The sequence below is a fragment of the Pseudomonas sp. SWI36 genome (genome assembly GCF_002948105.1).
GTDB classification, from domain to species: domain Bacteria; phylum Pseudomonadota; class Gammaproteobacteria; order Pseudomonadales; family Pseudomonadaceae; genus Aquipseudomonas; species Aquipseudomonas alloputida.
On record NZ_CP026675.1, the window covers coordinates 3,615,510 to 3,632,337 of the forward strand.

At 63.4% G+C, this 16,828-nt stretch carries 10 protein-coding genes; 2 read left to right on the forward strand and 8 right to left on the reverse strand.

The genetic code is table 11. From position 1 onward, the window contains the following. Nucleotides 1-49: 49 nt before the first annotated feature. From cmoB to C4Q27_RS17290, 7 genes are all read right to left on the reverse strand, one after another. Nucleotides 50-1,006 carry a tRNA 5-methoxyuridine(34)/uridine 5-oxyacetic acid(34) synthase CmoB gene (gene cmoB, locus C4Q27_RS17255; protein ID WP_064491118.1) on the reverse strand — a complete coding sequence of 319 codons (957 nt, stop codon included), beginning with the start codon at nt 1,004-1,006 and terminating at the stop codon, nt 50-52. Then, on the reverse strand, nt 1,003-1,746 hold the full coding sequence (gene cmoA / locus C4Q27_RS17260) for a carboxy-S-adenosyl-L-methionine synthase CmoA (protein WP_010952541.1): 744 nt from the start codon (nt 1,744-1,746) through the stop codon (nt 1,003-1,005). The genes cmoB and cmoA overlap by 4 nt, the downstream gene beginning before the upstream one ends. 89 nt (nt 1,747-1,835) lie before the next feature. Further along, nucleotides 1,836-2,228 (reverse strand): protease inhibitor I42 family protein, encoded by a 393-nt coding sequence (locus C4Q27_RS17265; protein ID WP_049587373.1) that lies wholly within the window; start codon nt 2,226-2,228, stop codon nt 1,836-1,838. Between the two features lie 151 nt (nt 2,229-2,379). Further along, nucleotides 2,380-4,797 (reverse strand): endopeptidase La, encoded by a 2,418-nt coding sequence (lon, locus tag C4Q27_RS17270; RefSeq protein WP_064491120.1) that lies wholly within the window; start codon nt 4,795-4,797, stop codon nt 2,380-2,382. Between the two features lie 203 nt (nt 4,798-5,000). Further along, on the reverse strand, nt 5,001-7,412 hold the full coding sequence (locus C4Q27_RS17280; RefSeq protein WP_104887113.1) for a glucose/quinate/shikimate family membrane-bound PQQ-dependent dehydrogenase: 2,412 nt from the start codon (nt 7,410-7,412) through the stop codon (nt 5,001-5,003). 30 nt (nt 7,413-7,442) lie between these two features. Then, nucleotides 7,443-8,777, reverse strand: coding sequence for a carbohydrate porin (locus tag C4Q27_RS17285; protein ID WP_104887114.1), 1,335 nt, complete (start codon nt 8,775-8,777; stop codon nt 7,443-7,445). A 296-nt stretch (nt 8,778-9,073) separates the two neighbouring features. Next, nucleotides 9,074-11,110, reverse strand: a complete 2,037-nt coding sequence (locus tag C4Q27_RS17290; protein ID WP_104887115.1) for a TonB-dependent receptor — start codon at nt 11,108-11,110, stop codon at nt 9,074-9,076. Between the two features lie 163 nt (nt 11,111-11,273). Here C4Q27_RS17290 and C4Q27_RS17295 point away from each other — a divergent pair, with 163 nt between their 5' ends. Together C4Q27_RS17295 and C4Q27_RS17300 are read left to right on the forward strand one after the other, a co-directional pair. Beyond that, nucleotides 11,274-11,495: a VF530 family DNA-binding protein gene (locus tag C4Q27_RS17295; protein WP_012053596.1), complete on the forward strand. Its 222-nt coding sequence runs from the start codon at nt 11,274-11,276 to the stop codon at nt 11,493-11,495. Nucleotide 11,496: 1 nt separating this feature from the next. Then, nucleotides 11,497-12,132 carry a Pr6Pr family membrane protein gene (locus C4Q27_RS17300; protein ID WP_064490975.1) on the forward strand — a complete coding sequence of 212 codons (636 nt, stop codon included), beginning with the start codon at nt 11,497-11,499 and terminating at the stop codon, nt 12,130-12,132. A gap of 160 nt (nt 12,133-12,292) precedes the next feature. On the opposite strand, the gene C4Q27_RS17305 is transcribed toward C4Q27_RS17300, so the two are convergent. Next, nucleotides 12,293-16,819: a hemagglutinin repeat-containing protein gene (locus tag C4Q27_RS17305; RefSeq protein ID WP_104887116.1), complete on the reverse strand. Its 4,527-nt coding sequence runs from the start codon at nt 16,817-16,819 to the stop codon at nt 12,293-12,295. Between the last annotated feature and the right edge of the window lie 9 nt (nt 16,820-16,828).

Here is a 16,828-nt window from a genome sequence, read left to right on the forward strand (position 1 = left end):
GTCGGCTACTCGCCGCAAGTGTATTCAGGCGCCCCTGCGGGCGCCTTTTTTATTTGCGCGCCAGCAGGGTGGCGCGGCGCGGGGCAGGCAGGCCTTCGACGGTCTTGCTGTGGTCGTTCGGGTCGAGGAAGTCGCTCAGTGACTGGTAGCGCATCCAATCGGTGCTGCGCTGCTCCTCGACGCTGGTCACGCTCACGTCGACGCAGCGCACATCGCTGAAGCCGGCACGGCGCAACCAGCGGGCCAGCGCCGGTACCGACGGCAGGTACCAGACGTTGCGCATCTGTGCGTAGCGGTCTTCAGGCACCAGCACCTGGTTTTCGTCGCCCTCGATAACCAGCGTTTCCAGCACCAGCTCGCCACCCTTGACCAGGCAGTCCTTGAGCGCCAGCAGGTGCTCGATGGGCGAGCGGCGGTGATAGAACACGCCCATGGAAAACACGGTATCGAAACCTTCCAGGTTGGCGGGCAGGTCTTCCAGGGCGAACGGCAGGTGCCAGGCCGGCAACTCCGGCAGGTATTGCTGCACGGCCTGGAACTGGCAGAAGAACAACCAGTTGGGGTCGACCCCAATCACCATGTCTGCGCCGGCGCCGAGCATGCGCCACTGGTAGTAGCCATTGCCGCAGCCCACGTCGAGTACACGCTTGCCCTTGAGGTCCAGGTGCGGGCCGACCCGTGACCACTTCCAGTCCGAACGCCATTCGGTGTCAACGTGCACGCCAAACAGGTCGAACGGCCCTTTGCGCCAGGGCGACAGGCCCATCAGTGCCTGGCGCATCTGCGCGCGGGTGGCGTCGTCGCAGTCGCAATCCAGACGCAACCCGTTGACCAGGTCGATTTCACTGGGTTGCAGGGCGGGCAGGGCTTCCAGCGCCCCGCGCCAGCGGTCGAGGTCACCGTGACCCTTTTCCAGCTTGGCGTCCAGTTGTGCTTGCAGGCCTTGCGACCAGGAAGCCAGGGGCGTGCCCGCCAGGCGGCGGACGAGGGGAGACAGATCGATCATGGCAGGGCTATCAACGAGGCGAAGTTAAGGCATTGGAACCAAGGCACCACTTTCGAGAAGCCGGCTGCGCGCAGGCGTTCCTGGTGGGTTTCGAGTGTATCGGGCTTCATCACGTTTTCGATGGCGCTGCGCTTCTGGGCGATTTCCAGTTCGCTGTAGCCATTGGCCCGTTTGAAATCCAGGTGCAGTTCATTGAGCAGGTCCTGCTCTTGTTCATCGGCGAAGCGCAGCTTCTCCGACAGAATCAGCGCGCCGCCGGGCAGCAGCGCCTGGCGGATTCGCCCGAGCAGTTCAAGGCGCTGGTCAGGGGCGATGAACTGCAGGGTGAAGTTCATCGCCACTACCGAGGCGGGCTCGAAGGGCAGGGCAAGGATATCGGCTTCCAGTACTTGCACTGGCAGCAACTCCTGGAACATCGAATCCTGCGCAGTGAGGTACTGGCGGCAGCGCTCGACCATGGCGGCGGAGTTATCCACCGCGATTACCCTGCAGCCGTCGCTGCGCACATGGCGCCGCAGCGACTGGGTAACGGCACCCAGCGATGCGCCCAGATCGTACAGTGCGGTGCCTGGCTGGGCGAACCGAGCGGCCAGTACCCCGAGGTTCTCGACAATGGTTGGGTAACCGGGCACCGAGCGCTTGATCATGTCCGGGAACACACGCACGACGTCTTCGTTGAAGACGAAGTCGGGCACCTGCTCCAGGGGTTGGGAGAAAAGGCGGTCGGGTTGTTTGCTCACGGCGAATCCAGGCGGCTGGTGATAGGCAGGGGGCGCATTCTAGCCAAACCGCAGCCCGGATGCATGGTTGGCTGACCAGCGCTTTGCGCTCAATTGACCCGAATGGCGCAATCGAAGGTCTGTACCGGGCGCACTTCCGGGGCCCAGGGTTGCTGGTAGACCAACACCAGGTTCCCCTCGCCCGTAGCGCGGGCCTGGAAGCGCCAGGTCGATAGGCCCGAGCTGCCGACGATACCGGTGTCTTCAGGCGCGCTGTAAACCTCGGGGCCAAGGCTTTGCAATACGTTGGGCGCCGGGTTCTGTACCAGCCAGCGGTAGCCGGTGGTGGGGTTGCTGGGCAGGGTAAGCGTGAGGATCTGGCCGACCTGCAGGCGCTTGGGGCATTCGCTTTCGGCGTCCAGGTCAACGGGCTGCGAGGATTGTTGCGCGCAAGCAGAAAGCAGGGCGAAGCTCAGGGGAACGAGCAGACGAGGAGAGGTCATGGTGGCTCCGAAGGCTGGCGATGGCCTGAGGATACCCGATGATCGAGGAAATTTGTGCTGCCTGTGCCGGCCCTTTCGCGAGTAAGCCCGCGCCTGCAGGGGTAGCGTACCCTTGCAGGCGCGGGCTTGCCCGCGAAGAGGCCGGTGCAGGCTAGAACAGCACTTTCGCCACGTCGGCAAAGCGCTTGGCGAAATGCACTGTCAGGCCTTCGCGCAGGTAGTCCGGCAGTTCTTCGAAGTCACCGCGGTTGGGCTCCGGCAGGATCAGTTCGAAAATCTTCTGCCGCCGCGCTGCAATCACCTTCTCGCGCACGCCGCCAATCGGCAGTACCTGACCGGTGAGGGTCAGCTCGCCCGTCATGGCGACACCTTTTTTGGCAGACTGGTCGCGGGCCAGTGAAAGCAAAGCGCTGGCCATTGTGATGCCGGCACTGGGGCCGTCCTTGGGCGTGGCGCCTTCTGGGACGTGCAGGTGGATGAACGCTTCGTTGAAGAAACCTGGATCCCCGCCAAATTGCTTGAGGTTGGAGCTGATGTAGCTGTAGGCAATTTCGGCAGACTCCTTCATCACGTCACCCAGCTTGCCGGTCAGCTTGAAGCCGCGGTTGTGGGTGTGGATGCGGGTCGCCTCGATCGGCAGCGTGGCGCCGCCCATGCTGGTCCAGGCCAGGCCGGTGATGACGCCTTTGCCAGCCAGTACCTGCTCGCTGCGGAACACCGGTATGCCGAGTGCGTTTTCCAGGTCCTTGGTGCCGATCTTAAGCTTGGCGTCGGGGTTTTCCAGCAGCTTGACCACGGCCTTGCGCACCAGTTTGCCCAGTTGCTTCTCCAGCTGGCGCACGCCGGCCTCGCGGGCATAACCGTCGATCACCAGGCGCAGGGCGCTGTCGCTGATGCTGAGGCTGGTCTTGGAAACGCCGGCCTTCTCCAGCTGCTTGGGCCACAGGTGGCGCTTGGCGATGGTCAGTTTTTCTTCGGTGATATAGCCAGACAGGCGGATCACTTCCATGCGGTCGAGCAACGGCCCAGGAATCGAATCGAGGGTGTTGGCAGTGCACACGAACAGCACCTTGGACAAGTCCAGGCGCAGGTCGAGGTAGTGGTCGAGGAAGTCGACGTTCTGCTCGGGGTCGAGGGTTTCCAGCAACGCTGAGGCCGGGTCGCCCTGGTAGCTCTGGCCCATCTTGTCGATTTCGTCGAGCATGATGACCGGGTTCATCACTTCGACGTCTTTCAGGGCCTGCACCAGCTTGCCGGGCTGGGCGCCGATATAGGTGCGGCGGTGGCCCTTGATCTCGGCTTCGTCACGCATGCCACCGACGCTGAAGCGGTAGAACGGGCGGCCGAGCGATTCGGCGATGGACTTGCCGATGCTGGTCTTGCCCACCCCGGGCGGGCCCACCAACAGCACGATCGAGCCGCTGATCTCGCCTTTCCAGGCGCCCACGGCGAGGAACTCGAGGATGCGCTCCTTGATGTCGTCGAGGCCGGAGTGGTACTGGTCGAGGACTTTGCGCGCGTGCTTGAGGTCGAGCTTGTCTTTGCCGTACACGCCCCACGGCAGGGCGGTGGCCCATTCCAGATAGTTGCGGGTGACGGCGTATTCGGGTGAGCCGGTTTCCAGGATGGCCAGTTTGCCCATCTCTTCATCGATGCGCTTGCGTGCCTGCGGTGGCAGGGTCTTGCCTTCCAGGCGTTGTTCGAACTGTTCAAGGTCGGCGCTGCGGTCGTCCTTGGTCAGCCCCAGCTCTTGCTGGATGACCTTGAGTTGTTCCTTGAGGAAAAACTCGCGCTGGTGCTCGCCGATCTGCCGGTTGACCTCGGCCGAGATCTCGTTCTGCAAGCGCGCGACTTCCACCTCTTTGCGCAGCATTGGCAGTACTTTCTCCATGCGTTTGAGCATGGGCACGCAGTCGAGCACTTCCTGCAACTGATTGCCGGTGGCCGAGGTGAGCGCGGCGGCGAAGTCGGTGAGCGGCGAAGGGTCGTTGGGGCTGAAGCGGTTGAGGTAGTTCTTCAGCTCTTCGCTGTACAGCGGGTTGAGCGGCAGCAGCTCCTTGATCGCGTTGATCAGTGCCATGCCGTAGGCTTTGACCTCGTCGGTCGGCTCGGCGGGCTGGCGCGGGTATTCGACTTCGACCAGGTAGGGCGGGCGGTGGTGCTTGAGCCAGTTGCGGATGCGCACCCGGGACAGGCCCTGGGCGACGAACTGCAATTTGCCGTTTTCGCGGCTGGCGTGGTGCACCTTGACCAGCGTGCCGTACTGCGGCAGTGCCGAGGTGTCGAAGTGGCGGTGGTCCTCTGGCGGGGTGTCCATGAAGAACAGCGCCAGGCAGTGGTCCGGTGACTTGGCTACCAGGTCGAGCGTTTCGGCCCAGGGTTCTTCATTGACGATGACCGGCAGTACCTGGGCCGGGAAGAACGGGCGGTTGTGGATCGGGATGACGTAGACCTTGTCCGGCAGCTGCTGGCCGGGCAGGGCGAGGGCGTGGCCGGCTTCGGCCTGGAAGGTGTGTTCGACTTCGCTGTGTTCGTCAGGGTGTTCGGGGAAATCCTGCTGGTCGCTCATGGGGCACCTGCGTGAATGACTATGGTGCTTAGATGGGGCGGGGAGGGATGGGTTTCAATGGTTCGGGAGCAGCCTTGTGTCGCGATTGGGCTGCGCAGCAGCCCCAGAATCCATCCAGCATTCTAGATCGTTGGGGCCGCTGCGCGACCGAAACGCGACACAAGGCCGCTCCCACAGGGTTGAGCCTGTGGGAGCGGTGTCGCTTACTCAGCTAATTTGTAAGCGATGATGTAATCGCCCATCTTGGTGCCCAGCGAGCCATGGCCGCCGGCAGTCACCAGCACGTACTGCTTGCCGTCCTTGCCGGTGTAGCTCATCGGCGTAGCCTGGCCACCTGCTGGCAGGCGTGCTTTCCACAACTCCTTGCCGTTGTTCACGTCATAGGCGCGCAGGTACTGGTCGAGCGTGCCGCTGAGGAAGCCGACGCCACCGGCGGTGACGATCGAGCCACCCATGCTCGGCACGCCAACCGGCAGGCCGATCGGTAGCGGGGTGCTGTCGCGGGTGGTGCCGTTCTTGTGTTTCCACACCACCTTGTTGGTGAACAGGTCGATGGCGGCGACGTAGCCCCAGGCGGGTGCCTGGCACGGTACGCCGAGCGGCGACATGAACGGGTGCATGATCACTGCATACGGTGCGCCGGTGTTCGGCTGCACGCCGCTGGTCTCGCTTTCGCGCTTGCTGCCTTCGGCAACCTGCTCACGCGGAACCATCTTCGACACGAACGCCATGTAGTTGGGCGAAGTGAACAGCAGCTGGCGCACCGGGTCGACCGACACGCTGCCCCAGTTGAATACACCGACGTTGCCGGGGTAGACCAACGAACCTTGCTCGGATGGCGGGGTGTACTGGCCTTCGTAGCGCAGCTCGCGGAACTGGATGCGGCACAGCATCTGGTCGAAAGGCGTGGCGCCCCACATGGCCTGTTCGGTCAGCTCTGGGCCGAGCAGGTTGAGGTCGGAGCGGGCCTGGGTGGGCGAGGTGTGGTCGCCTTCCACTGCGCCTTGTGGGGTGGGGATCTCGCGGATCGGCACGATTGGCGTACCGTCGCGGCGGTCGAGCACGTACAGGCTGCCTTGCTTGGTCGGTACGATGATCGCCGGTTTCACGCCATCGTCGGTTTTCAGGTGTACCAGGGTCGGCTGGCTGCCGACGTCCATGTCCCACAGGTCGTGGTGGGTGAACTGGTAGTTCCAGCGTGCCTTGCCGGTGGCCAGGTCAAGGGCGACCACGCCGGCGCTGTACTTCTCGGCGCCCGGGGTGCGGTCGGCGCCCCACTGGTCCGGGGTCTGGTTGCCCAGCGGCAGGTAGATCATGCCAAGGTCTTCGTCGACGCTGGCGATCGACCACATGTTGGCCGAGTTGCGGCTGTACATTTTGCCGGCAGCCAATGGCTTGGTGTCGTCCGGGTTGTTGCTGTCCCAGTTCCACACCAGGTGGCCGTCGTGCACGTCGTAGGCGCGGATCACCCCGGACGGCTCATTGGTCGACTCGTTGTCGGTGACGTGGCCACCGATGATCACCAGGTCACGGGTAATCGCAGCAGGCGAGGTGGAGTAATAGCCGCCGGCGGTGAATGGGCCAATGCCGGTGGTGAGGTCGATCACGCCCTGGTTGGCGAAACCTTCGCAGACCTTGCCGTTGTCGGCGTTGATGGCGATCAGGCGGGCATCCGCGGTAGGCAGGTAGAGGCGACGCGGGCAGGCTTGGGCCACGGCCTGGCCTGCATCGGTAATTTTCGGCGCCGGGCTGCCGTCGCGGCTGACGTAGCGGTTTTCGTCATAGTACGAGACGCCACGGCAGGTCATGTGGGCAAAGCCCTTGAAGGTGCCGGTCGGGCTCTTGACCTGCGGGTCGTAGCGCCAGATTTCCGCGCCAGTGTCCGGGTCCAGCGCCAGCAGGCGACTGTGCGCGGTGCAGGCGTACAGCATGCCGTTGACCTTCAGCGGGGTGTTCTGGTTGGTCAGCTCCACCGGGTCGTTTTCGGTTGGCAGATCACCAGTGCGAATGCGCCAGGCTTCTTCCAGACGGTAGGCGTTCTGCGGTGTGATCTGGCGCAGCGGCGAGTAGCGGTCACCATGCTCGGTACGGCCGTAGGCCTGCCATTCGCCGTCGGGCATGGCCGGGGCGGCGCTGGCCATTTCGCTGCTGTCGCGGCCCAGTTCGCCGAACACTTCACCGGGATGGGTGAACTGGCTGGCCAGCGCGCAAGCGCCCGAAGCGACCACTGCCACGCCGAGCAGTGCAGTGTTGGCTTTGCTGGCTGGGCCGATCAGCGGGCGACGTGCCCACGGCAGCACCAACACCACGCCGATGGCGAACCAGATAGCCAGCCGTGGCACCAGTTGCCACCAGTCCAGGCCTACTTCGAACAGGGCCCATACGGTGCTGCCCAGCAGCACCAGGCCATACAGGCCCAGGGCGATCTGGCGTTGGGCCAGCAGCAGGATGCCCGAAAGGGCAAAGCCGATACCGGCGATCAGGTAGTACAGCGATCCGCCCAGCTGGCTCAGCTTGATACCGCCGGCCAGCAGGGCCAGGCCCATCAGCAACAGCAGCGCGCCAATCAGGCGCGGTAGCCAGCGGCTTCCTTGGTTCGCACCTTCAGTGCTCATCGTAGGTTCTCCGTCAGGTCAAAAAAGGGGTTAGAAACTGCTCTGGATCTTCAGGCCGCCGATCAGGGCGCCATCGACCTGCGACACCCCGCCCGGGTGGCGGATGTACTGCAGGTTGGGGCGTACCGTGAGCCAGTCGGCCAAATGGATGCCGTAGTACAGCTCGGCGCTGTACTCGGTGTCCTGCACTGGCAGGAAGCCCGGGTTGTCGTAGTCGTAGAGGCCGGCGGCCTGGTTGACCAGGCGGGCGTTCTTGCGATAGGCAGGGTTGACGTGCACGCGGGCCAGGGCGAAACCGATGTCGTCCTTGGCGCGGGCATCGAAGAGCCCTTTGAATACCAGTCCTGCCTGCACATAGTTGTCGATGGCATTGGTCTTCTTGTCATGCACCGTGGCGTTGGCGAACACGCTCAAGCCGCGCGACTGGTCGGACGCCAGCGAGGTGACCTGCTGCTGGGCGCCAATCCACAAGCCGTGCTTGCTCGAGCTGCTGCGGTAGGCGGCGCCGCTGATGGCGGCCGGCTGACCGTTGCTGTCCTTGAGAACATCTTGTGCCTTGGCATTACTGTAGTAGTAGCCGGCACGATATTCCCCTTTCAAGCCTTGGATACGTGGGGTCCATACCAGTTCGAACGGCATTACCGCACCCTGGGTGCCGCTGCCGCTGAGCTTGAAACCATTGCCGGATTCGAGGTTGGAAGGGTTCTGCTCGAAGACGCCGACCTGGGCGTACAGCTCGGGGGTAAGGTTGTAGCGCACGCGCAGGGCCCACTGGCTGACTGGCCAGTTGTACCAGATGCCACCCACCCAGTTGCCCACCTGCGAGCCGCAGAAAGCCAGGTTCTGGAAGTCGCAAGGGAAGCTGTTGAAGTCCTCGCCTTCACCGAAGCGGCCGAATTTCACATCCAGCGCACCGTCGAAGTACTTCTGCTTGATCCACATCTGCGTCAGCCGCCAGGTTTCGCCGCGGCCCCAGACTTCCTGGGCGGAGGTGAAGCCGCCGACACGCGGGTCGTTGATGCGGTCGTTGCTGATGTTGTCGCCGTGACGCTCGGTGACGGTCAGCTGGAATTCGGTGTCATGCCAGCCGAGGATCTTCTCCAGGTCCAGGTGGCTGCCGAAGGTGAACTGGTCGCTGTAGCGCGCGGTGCGGTCGTGGTCGTAGCCGCCGTGCAGGTTGCTGCCCATCTCGCCGGTGTAGCCAAGGGTGAAGTCGTAGCCCTTTTCCAGCAGTTCGCTGCGGGTTCCGCCCCAGTCGCCGAGCATCCAAGGGGAGTCGCTGGCGAACATTTCGCTGGCGCCGGCGGGGGTTGCCAAGGCACTGAGGGCCAGGCCGATGTAGCAGGTTTTAGGCAGTTGGAACATGAGATAGCGCTATCTTTTGATTATTGAAAAAAACGGCAAGCGCATCGAAGGGCGGGCCCCTCAATGGATATGGCGACAAGATTAATCGATGAAGCGTTTCAGCTTGCGGCGGGGAGGATATAGGGGAAGTTATAAGAAAAAAAGACAAATTGTCGCAGAGGATTGTTGTTGAACGGGCAACAGTCGTCATTAATCGAGGCAGGTGTAGGAGCGGGTTCACCCGCGAATGCGCCGGTTGCCCTACCATCGTATTCGCGGGTGAACCCGTTCCTACACCGATCTTCGTCGCTTGTGGTTCAGAAGGTGGTACGCAACCCGACTTCCACGCTACGCCCCGGCGCCGGTGCGATATCGCGCAGGATCGAACTGGCATAGCGCACGGTCTGGTCGGTCAGGTTTTCGCCGCGCACAAACGCCAACCACTGGCTTTGACCAATGTCGAAGCGGTAGCCAACGCTCGCGCCCAAGGTGGTGTAGCCATCAGTGCTGGTTTCGTTGGCGGGTTTGCGGTGCTGCGAAGCAGCGTGCTGCACGTCTACCCGCGCCTGCCAGCGGTCCAGCTCCCAGACCAGCCCGCTGTTCAGGCGCAGCGGGGCGATGCGGGGCAGTGGCTCGCCACTGTCGAGGTTCTTGGCCCGGGTATAGTCACCGGACATCTCCAGCGCGAAGCTGCCGTAACGGTTCTCGGCCAACTGCCAGCGGTCCTGGGCCTCGATGCCGTAGAAGCGCGCCCGCACGCCTTGGTACTGGTATTCCGGGAAGCCTTCATGTTCATGATCGTGATCCTCCTCCTCATGGTCATGCTCGCCTTCGCGGGTGTTGCCGGTGCCAATCAGGCCGATGTAGTTGCGGAAGTGGTTGTAGAACACCCCGACACTGCCTTTATGGGTGCCGTTGTCGAAGCGTAGCGCCAGGTCGGCGGAAATGGCCTTTTCCTTGTTCAGGCTGGCGTCACCGACTTCAAACGCGCCGGTGGCTACGTGCGCGCCATTGGCGTACAGCTCGTAAAAGGTAGGGGCGCGCTCGGTGTAGCCGAGGTTTGCGGCCAGCGACCAGACTGGGTCGAGCTGGTACACAGCCCCCGACGACAGGCTGAAGGCGTTGAAGCTGCTGGCGCTGTCGGCGTCGACGAAGTTCTCGTTGCCTTTGGCGTCCGGGTCTACGCGGGTGTGCTCCATGCGCGCGCCCAGGCTCAGGTCCAGGCGCTCGGTGGCTTGCCACTGTTCGAGCATGAACAGCGCCACGCTGTCGGTATCGGTATGCGGGACGAAGGCTTCCTCGCCGAGGGCCGAAAATTCGTTACGGCTGACCTGGGCCCCAATGACCCCTTCAACCGGTCCGAGCGGTTGGTGGCGGGCTTCGATACGCGCTTCGTAGCCCTTGTTCTTGAAGGTGGTATGGACCTCGCCTTCTTCGATTTCTTTGTGCTCGTAGTCGGTGTAACCAGCATCTACCTTGACCGAGCTGAACGGGCCGTCGAGGTCGCGCAGTTCGGAGGCGAAGGCGTAGTGATCCTGTTTCATGTCCAGGCGCACGCCGGACTCGGCCACCGAGCCATAGTTGCTGTCGTAGCCGCTGTACGACAGGCCGGCGTAGCCGTGGTCCCAGTGGTAGGCACCACCGATTGCGCCGCCGTCCTGGCGACCGTCGCTGTTTTCCAGGCGGTGTTTGCTGCCGGGCTCGTCGGCATCGCGCACCTTGGCGCTGCGTGCGTAGCCCGGGATGCGCAGGTCGTTGAACTGGCGGCTGTTGGCATCCAGGTGCAGGGCGAAGGCGCCGTCGCCGGCCTCCAGCTTGCCGGCGCTGCTGCGGGTGGTGTCGGCGCCGCCGTAACGCAGTTCACTGGCACCGTGGATGCCCTCGATCGGCGAGTCCGGGATGCGGTTGTCGAAGGTGTTGACCACCCCGCCAATGGCGTTGCCGCCGTAAAGCAGGGCGGCCGGGCCCCGGACGATTTCGACGCGCTCGACGGTTACCGGGTCCAGCGGCACGGCATGATCGTAGGACAGTGACGAGGCATCCAGGGCACCGACGCCATTGCGCAGGATACGAATGCGGTCGCCATCCAGGCCGCGGATCACCGGGCGGCTGGCGCCAGGGCCAAACCAGGTAGAGGCGACACCGGGCTGCTTGTTCAGGGTTTCACCCAGGCTGCCGTGCTGCTGTTGCAGCAGGTTTTCGCCTTCGAGCACGGTGCTGGGGGCGGCCAGTTGGCGGTTACCCAGCGGGTTGGCGGTGATGACCTGTGGTTCGAGTTCTACGGCCTGGCTGGGGGATGCAGCCAGCCAGAGTGCGACGGCAAGGGGGGAAAGGCGAAGCGGTGTGTACAGCATGGGGATGGGGCGTTCCTTGGCAGATGCTTTTTAGCGTTACAACATAACATAACTATTCCATCACAGAGGTTTTGCCTCTGACCAGCGATTTTTCTGTCGACTCGACGGATCCCGCCCACCACTACACTCGTGTAAGGTGCGCATCTTTCCTACGGAGCACAGCATGAGCACGGCCCAACACAACGCGCTGCACGGCAAGACCCTTGAACAAATCCTCACCGAGCTGGTGGCGCATTACCAATGGCATGGCCTGGCCGAGCGCATCGATGTGCGCTGCTTCAAGAGCAACCCGACCATCAAGTCGAGCCTGACGTTCCTGCGCAAAACACCGTGGGCGCGGGAAAAGGTCGAGCAGCTGTATGTGAAGCTGCAGCGTCAGGCCTGACATGCCGCGTCGCCCTTGGCTGACCGGCATGGCGGTGCTGGGCTGGTTCGGCCTGGCCGTGCAGGTGAACCTGGTACTGCTGGCGCGTTGGCAGGAACAGGCCAGCCTGATTGGTGGCCTGATCAATGTGTTCGGCTACTTCACCGTGCTGACCAATACCCTGGTGGCGACGGTGCTCAGCTATGCCGCATTCGGCCGGGAAGGCCGTGGCAAACGCTTTTTCCTGTCGCCCTCGGTAAGCTCTGCAGTGGCCGCCAGTATCGTGCTGGTGGCGCTGGCCTACAGCGTGCTGCTGCGTCATTTGTGGCAACCACAGGGTTGGCAATGGCTGGCGGACGAGTTGCTGCACGACGTGATGCCGGTGCTGTATGCCTTGTACTGGTGGAGCGAGGTGCCCAAGGGCAGTTTGCGGCTATGGCATTTGCTGGTGTGGGCGGTGTACCCGGCGGTCTACTTTGGTTATGCGTTGTGGCGGGGGAGTGAGATTGGCGTCTATGCCTACCCGTTCATCGATGTGGCCAGCCTGGGGTATGGGCAGGTGATGCTCAACGCCCTTGGGGTGCTGGCGGGTTTCTGGGGGATAGGGCTGGTGTTGCTTGGGCTGGATCGGTGGCGGGGGCTGCACCGGCTGGCTTGACCTGTACCGGCCTCTTCGCAGGCAAGCCCGCCCCCGCAGAGAAATCACAAGCCCAAGGGCTGTGGTATTCGCTGTGGAAGCGGGAGGCACGCGGCCCGGGTGTCAGCAGCAGAGCACAAGATTGCTGATATCCCCAAATGGCCAGGGCCGCGATGGAGCCTTAGTGCTTCTTCCCTTGCATGCTCGAAACCCATTGCTCGCTGCGACTATGCCCACTGGTTCTCAACACGCCCAGGTCCAGCGCATTTTCCCCATCCGCCGCCATTTTGCTTTTGGCTATCTCGGCGATTGCCGTGCCCAGATCCACCGGTGAGTTGGACGCATCCAACGACAGGTCTCGGCGATAGTCATTGCCGCTTAGCGTTTCCTGGGTGACCGATTTGGCGTCGAGCCTCACGTCGCCTTTGGCCGACTGCAAGCGTGCACCCACCAGATGAGCGTTGCCACCGACCTGCAGGTCGATGCCGTCGCTGCTTTTAAGCGTGGTCTGACGCGCCACATTGTCACGCTGTGCATGCGACACGTCGAGGCTGACGGTCGGCGAGAACCCTGGGTCTGCCTTGCTCAGGGCCGAACCGGCCTTTTTCTCGACCTTGCCTCCCAGCGGGCCAGCCACCGATTTGGCCGCATTGACATAGCCCTGAGGGTTTTTCTCCTGGCTCAGCCTGACATCGCCTTTCACGCTCAGGGTGTTGACGTTGTCCTTGAGGCTGGCGATGCGTAGGTCACCGTCGATTGTGCCGCCAATATGCCCTGCATCCAGGGTGGCACTCTCGATGCGGGTATCGCCGCGGCTTTGCAGGTCGATGCGCTCGGCGCGCAGGTCACTGGTATTCCAGGTGAGGTTGTCGCGCTTGTCGAGCTCTACCTTGAGCCGGCCATGCAGGCCGCGGGTGTCCAAGGCGCCCTTGGCCATGTTGAAACCAGCGCCGGCCGAGATGTCGAGGTTGTCGCGTCGCTCCTGGCTGGAAGAGGCTTCAACCAGCATGCCGCCATTCGAGGCGTCGAGGGTGATCTGTTCGGCCGAGGCCTGCAGGCCTTGCAGGTGCAGGGCGATGTCCTCGCGGGCGCTGCTGGTCAGGGTCAGTGTGCCGTTGCTGGCAAACTGGGCATCGACCGCCTGACGTGCATGTTCGTCCTGCTTGCCGTGGCTGAAGTGGCCGCCTATGGCTCCCCCCTGGGTCTGGCCAGCCTTGGCCGCCAGCTCCATGCCGCCACCCAGGTTGGCGCCTGTGGCCTGCTGGGTATCGCTGGCCGCCTTGACCTGCAACTGGCCGCCGCTTTGCACCCGTATGTCGCCAGCCTTGGCCTCGCGGTTGCCAATGCGGGTGCCTTCGAGCAACAGGTCGCCGGCGCTGGTCAGTTGAACTTCGCCCTTGGCGTCGATCTGTGCCACTTGTGCCTTGCTCTGCGTGCTCAGTTTCTGGTCCTGGTCCAGATAGCCCCGGCCATCGACACCGGTGCTGCCCGGGCGGTTACCGACTTTGGCCCAGGCATTGCCATCGAGCTGGCGTGACTGCTGTTCGGCCTGGTCGGTCGCCTGGGGTAGGGCCAGCGACCCTGCACTGTGCATGACCACGCTGCCTTCGCCGCCATCGATGCGGGCCCCTTCGTAGCGGCCATCGCTGCCCAGCTGTACCTGGATACCCTGTTGCCCGTAAAGGCTGCCGGGCACGGCGGTGCTGGCGGTATCCTTTTTATCCAGCGACCCTCCTTTGCCGGCGGCGCGTACATTCAGGTCTTCGCCGGTGCTGGTGTCCAGGCGCGCGTCGCCACCATAGGCCAGGCGTTGAACGGTGGTTTCCTGGGTATTTTCGGCGGCGCTCATCTGGTGCTGCTGCGCCTCGATTTTCAGCGAGCCGGCATTGGCCCGCCAGGCTGTGCCCTGGTCGGCCAGTGTGTCAGCCTTGACCTCGACCTTTGCTGCGGACAACTCGCTGACCTGAGCAATTCCACGGCGCTGGTTCTCCAGGCGCTTGAGGTGTTCGACCGTCATGTCGGCCCCCACGCTGGGAGGCGCCATGGCGTCTTCGGGCGAAGCTTGCTGGAAGCGCGGGGCTTCCTCACCCAGCACCAGGCGTTCGATAGGGCGGGTCAGGTCGCGGTATTCGATACTGGCGCCCAGGCTACCCGACCAGTCGTCACGGCTTTGTTCATGTTCATGGGTATCCTGAGCTGCACGGTTGTCGATGCGTTTGGCGGTCACCTTCAGGGTGTTGCCGGCCTCGACGTGCGCGGCCTCGGTGAGCAGTGCATCACTGCGCAATTTCAGATCGCCGCTGGCCTGCAACTCGCTGCGCTGCACCTTGCTGTCGCGATCGGCTTGCACCTCGCGGTTGTGATGGCCTTCGAACAAGCTGCCCAGACGGTCGATGCCACCGGTTACTGTCAACCCGCCACCACTTTCGGTGGTGCTGGTGGCTACGTCACGGTCATTGCGGGTCGCCCCCAGTGTCACTTCCCGCGCCTGCACATCGAGGTCGCCGGCAGTGGCCTGGACCTTGCTGCCGTTGACCTGCAGGTGCGCGCTGCTGCTCATGCCCACCGAGGCGCCCTTGAGCTCACTGGCAACCTGGTTGGTCGTGCGCTGCTTGCTGGTGGTGGTCACGACCTCATACGCCACGCCAGCCGCGTACTGGCGAGACTCGGGCTTGCCATCCTCGGCTTCCTGGGTCTGTCTGGCGCTGGCCGTGAAGCCCCGTTGTTGGTCGCGGGTTTCGCGTTCATCGACCGATTGCGAACTGCCAATCAACAGGTCGCCTTTGGCCTCGACTTGCAGATGCTTGCCAGCTTCGACCTTGGCGCCCTGGATGCGCATCTCTTCGGCGCTGGCCAGGCGCAGGTTGCTGGTCGAGCTGACGTCGCTGACCAGTACCTGCTGTTTGCGGTCCGTGCTTTCGTGCTTGCTGCCGATCAGGCCGAACAGTTTACTGTCGCTGGTGCGCTGGGTGGAGGTCGTGCTGCCATGGTCTGCCTCGATGGCCAGCGAGCCGTTCTCGCTGTAGAGCACCGCGTCCTGTTTACCGAACACGGTGCTGCCTTTGATGGTGACCTGGTCGGCGCTCACAGTGAGCTCGCCATCGCTGGTTATTGTGCTGCCCGCGACGACCTGGCCCTCGGTGTCGTTACCTTTGCGGTCACCAAAGAATGTGCCGGACACCAGGTCGCCTCGGTAGTCGCGTTTGGTACCGTGTTCCTGCAAGGTGGTTGTGCCGATGTCGGCCTGTTTCGCCTGGATAGCCAGATCGCCGCCGCTGTGCAGGCTGCTGCCCTGCACGTTGAGGTTGTCGCTTGCCTTTATCGACATGCGCCCGGCGCTCAGGGTACTGCCCTTAGCGGTTTCCTTGAGCTGGTCGCTATCGCTGTCACCGCGCCATAAATCCTTGCGATGACGCACCTGCTGTTCGGTGCGTTTGCTGTCGATGCCGGCGATGATGTCCAGGCCGGCACCGCTGTCGACCGTCAGCTCGTTACCGGCGTCCACCTTCGCTGCGGTCATGCGCATGTCGTCGCCGGACTGCAACAGCACACTCTCAGTGCCCAACAATTGACTGCCCTGTTGCTGCTGGTGGGTGGTGGTGGTTTTGCTGTTGTAGGTTTCGCGGGTGACGAACCAGAACTTCTTGTTCCAGCTGTCACTGTCGTGCTTGATGTGCTCGATTGTCTTGGCGTCCAGTGTGAGCTTCTTGCCAGCCCTTGCTTCGATTCGCGGGGCCTGGCCGTCGACCGTTTCAAGCATCAGGTCATCGGCAGCGGTGAGTTTCAGCACGCCGCGCTCGCTGCGCAGCTCGGTCGGGCGGTCGCCACTGCCGCTGACATGCAGGCCCCCGGCCGAGCTGATGTCGACCCCCTCGGTGCCCAGAATTTGCGAGGCCCCCACACGCACACCCGCGCCTTCGGCAGTACTTACCACACGGATACGCCCGGCGCGCATGGCGCCGAACAGGCTGGCGTCAATGCTCGAAGAGGGGCTGGGCAGGTGTTCGACCACCTCGCCGCTGCGGCTGTCGATACGGTTGCGGCCGACAGTGATGTCGAGCGTTTCGCTGGCCATTAGCAAGCCTTTGCTGTCCACGCGCGGTGCGATCAGTTCGAGTGCGCCACCGGCATTGCCCTGGCCATGCTCCAGTACCTGCAGGGTGCCACTGGCCGTGAGCGTATCGAGGTACCTGAGCTGTTGCTCCTCAAATTGCGGGGTGCCCACCACGAAGCCTGCGCGGGTGGTGTTGATGAAACTGCCGCCATTGAGGGTGATGCCATTGGGGTTGGCCAGTATGTAGTCGGCCGGGCGCCCGAAGATTTCCTGCGGCCCCTCGATCAGCGAGGCGTTGCGGCTGACCACTTCGTTAAGAATGGTCGAGGCGGCCTGGCCCTGGAACTGCGGGTTGGCCGCCAGGGCGCCGGCCAGTTGCGACTGCCCGGCTGCGGTGGCGTTGTTCAGCACCAGGCCCGGGGTGGCAACGTTGTAGTCGATGAACTGGTTGTGTGACAGCCCCGTGGCGTTGGGCGGCACGATGTCGATGACCGGCACCCCGTGGCCGTTATGGATGACCGGGGTCCCCCCGGGGCCGCTGGCTGCTTCCAGTCCTGTCTGAGCCAGTGCGGCGCTGGGCCCGAGCACGGCGAGGAAGATTGCCCAGCGCAAGGTATCCGGGCGAACAGGCGGTAACTGCGAGAGTGTTTGCATTTTCTCGTT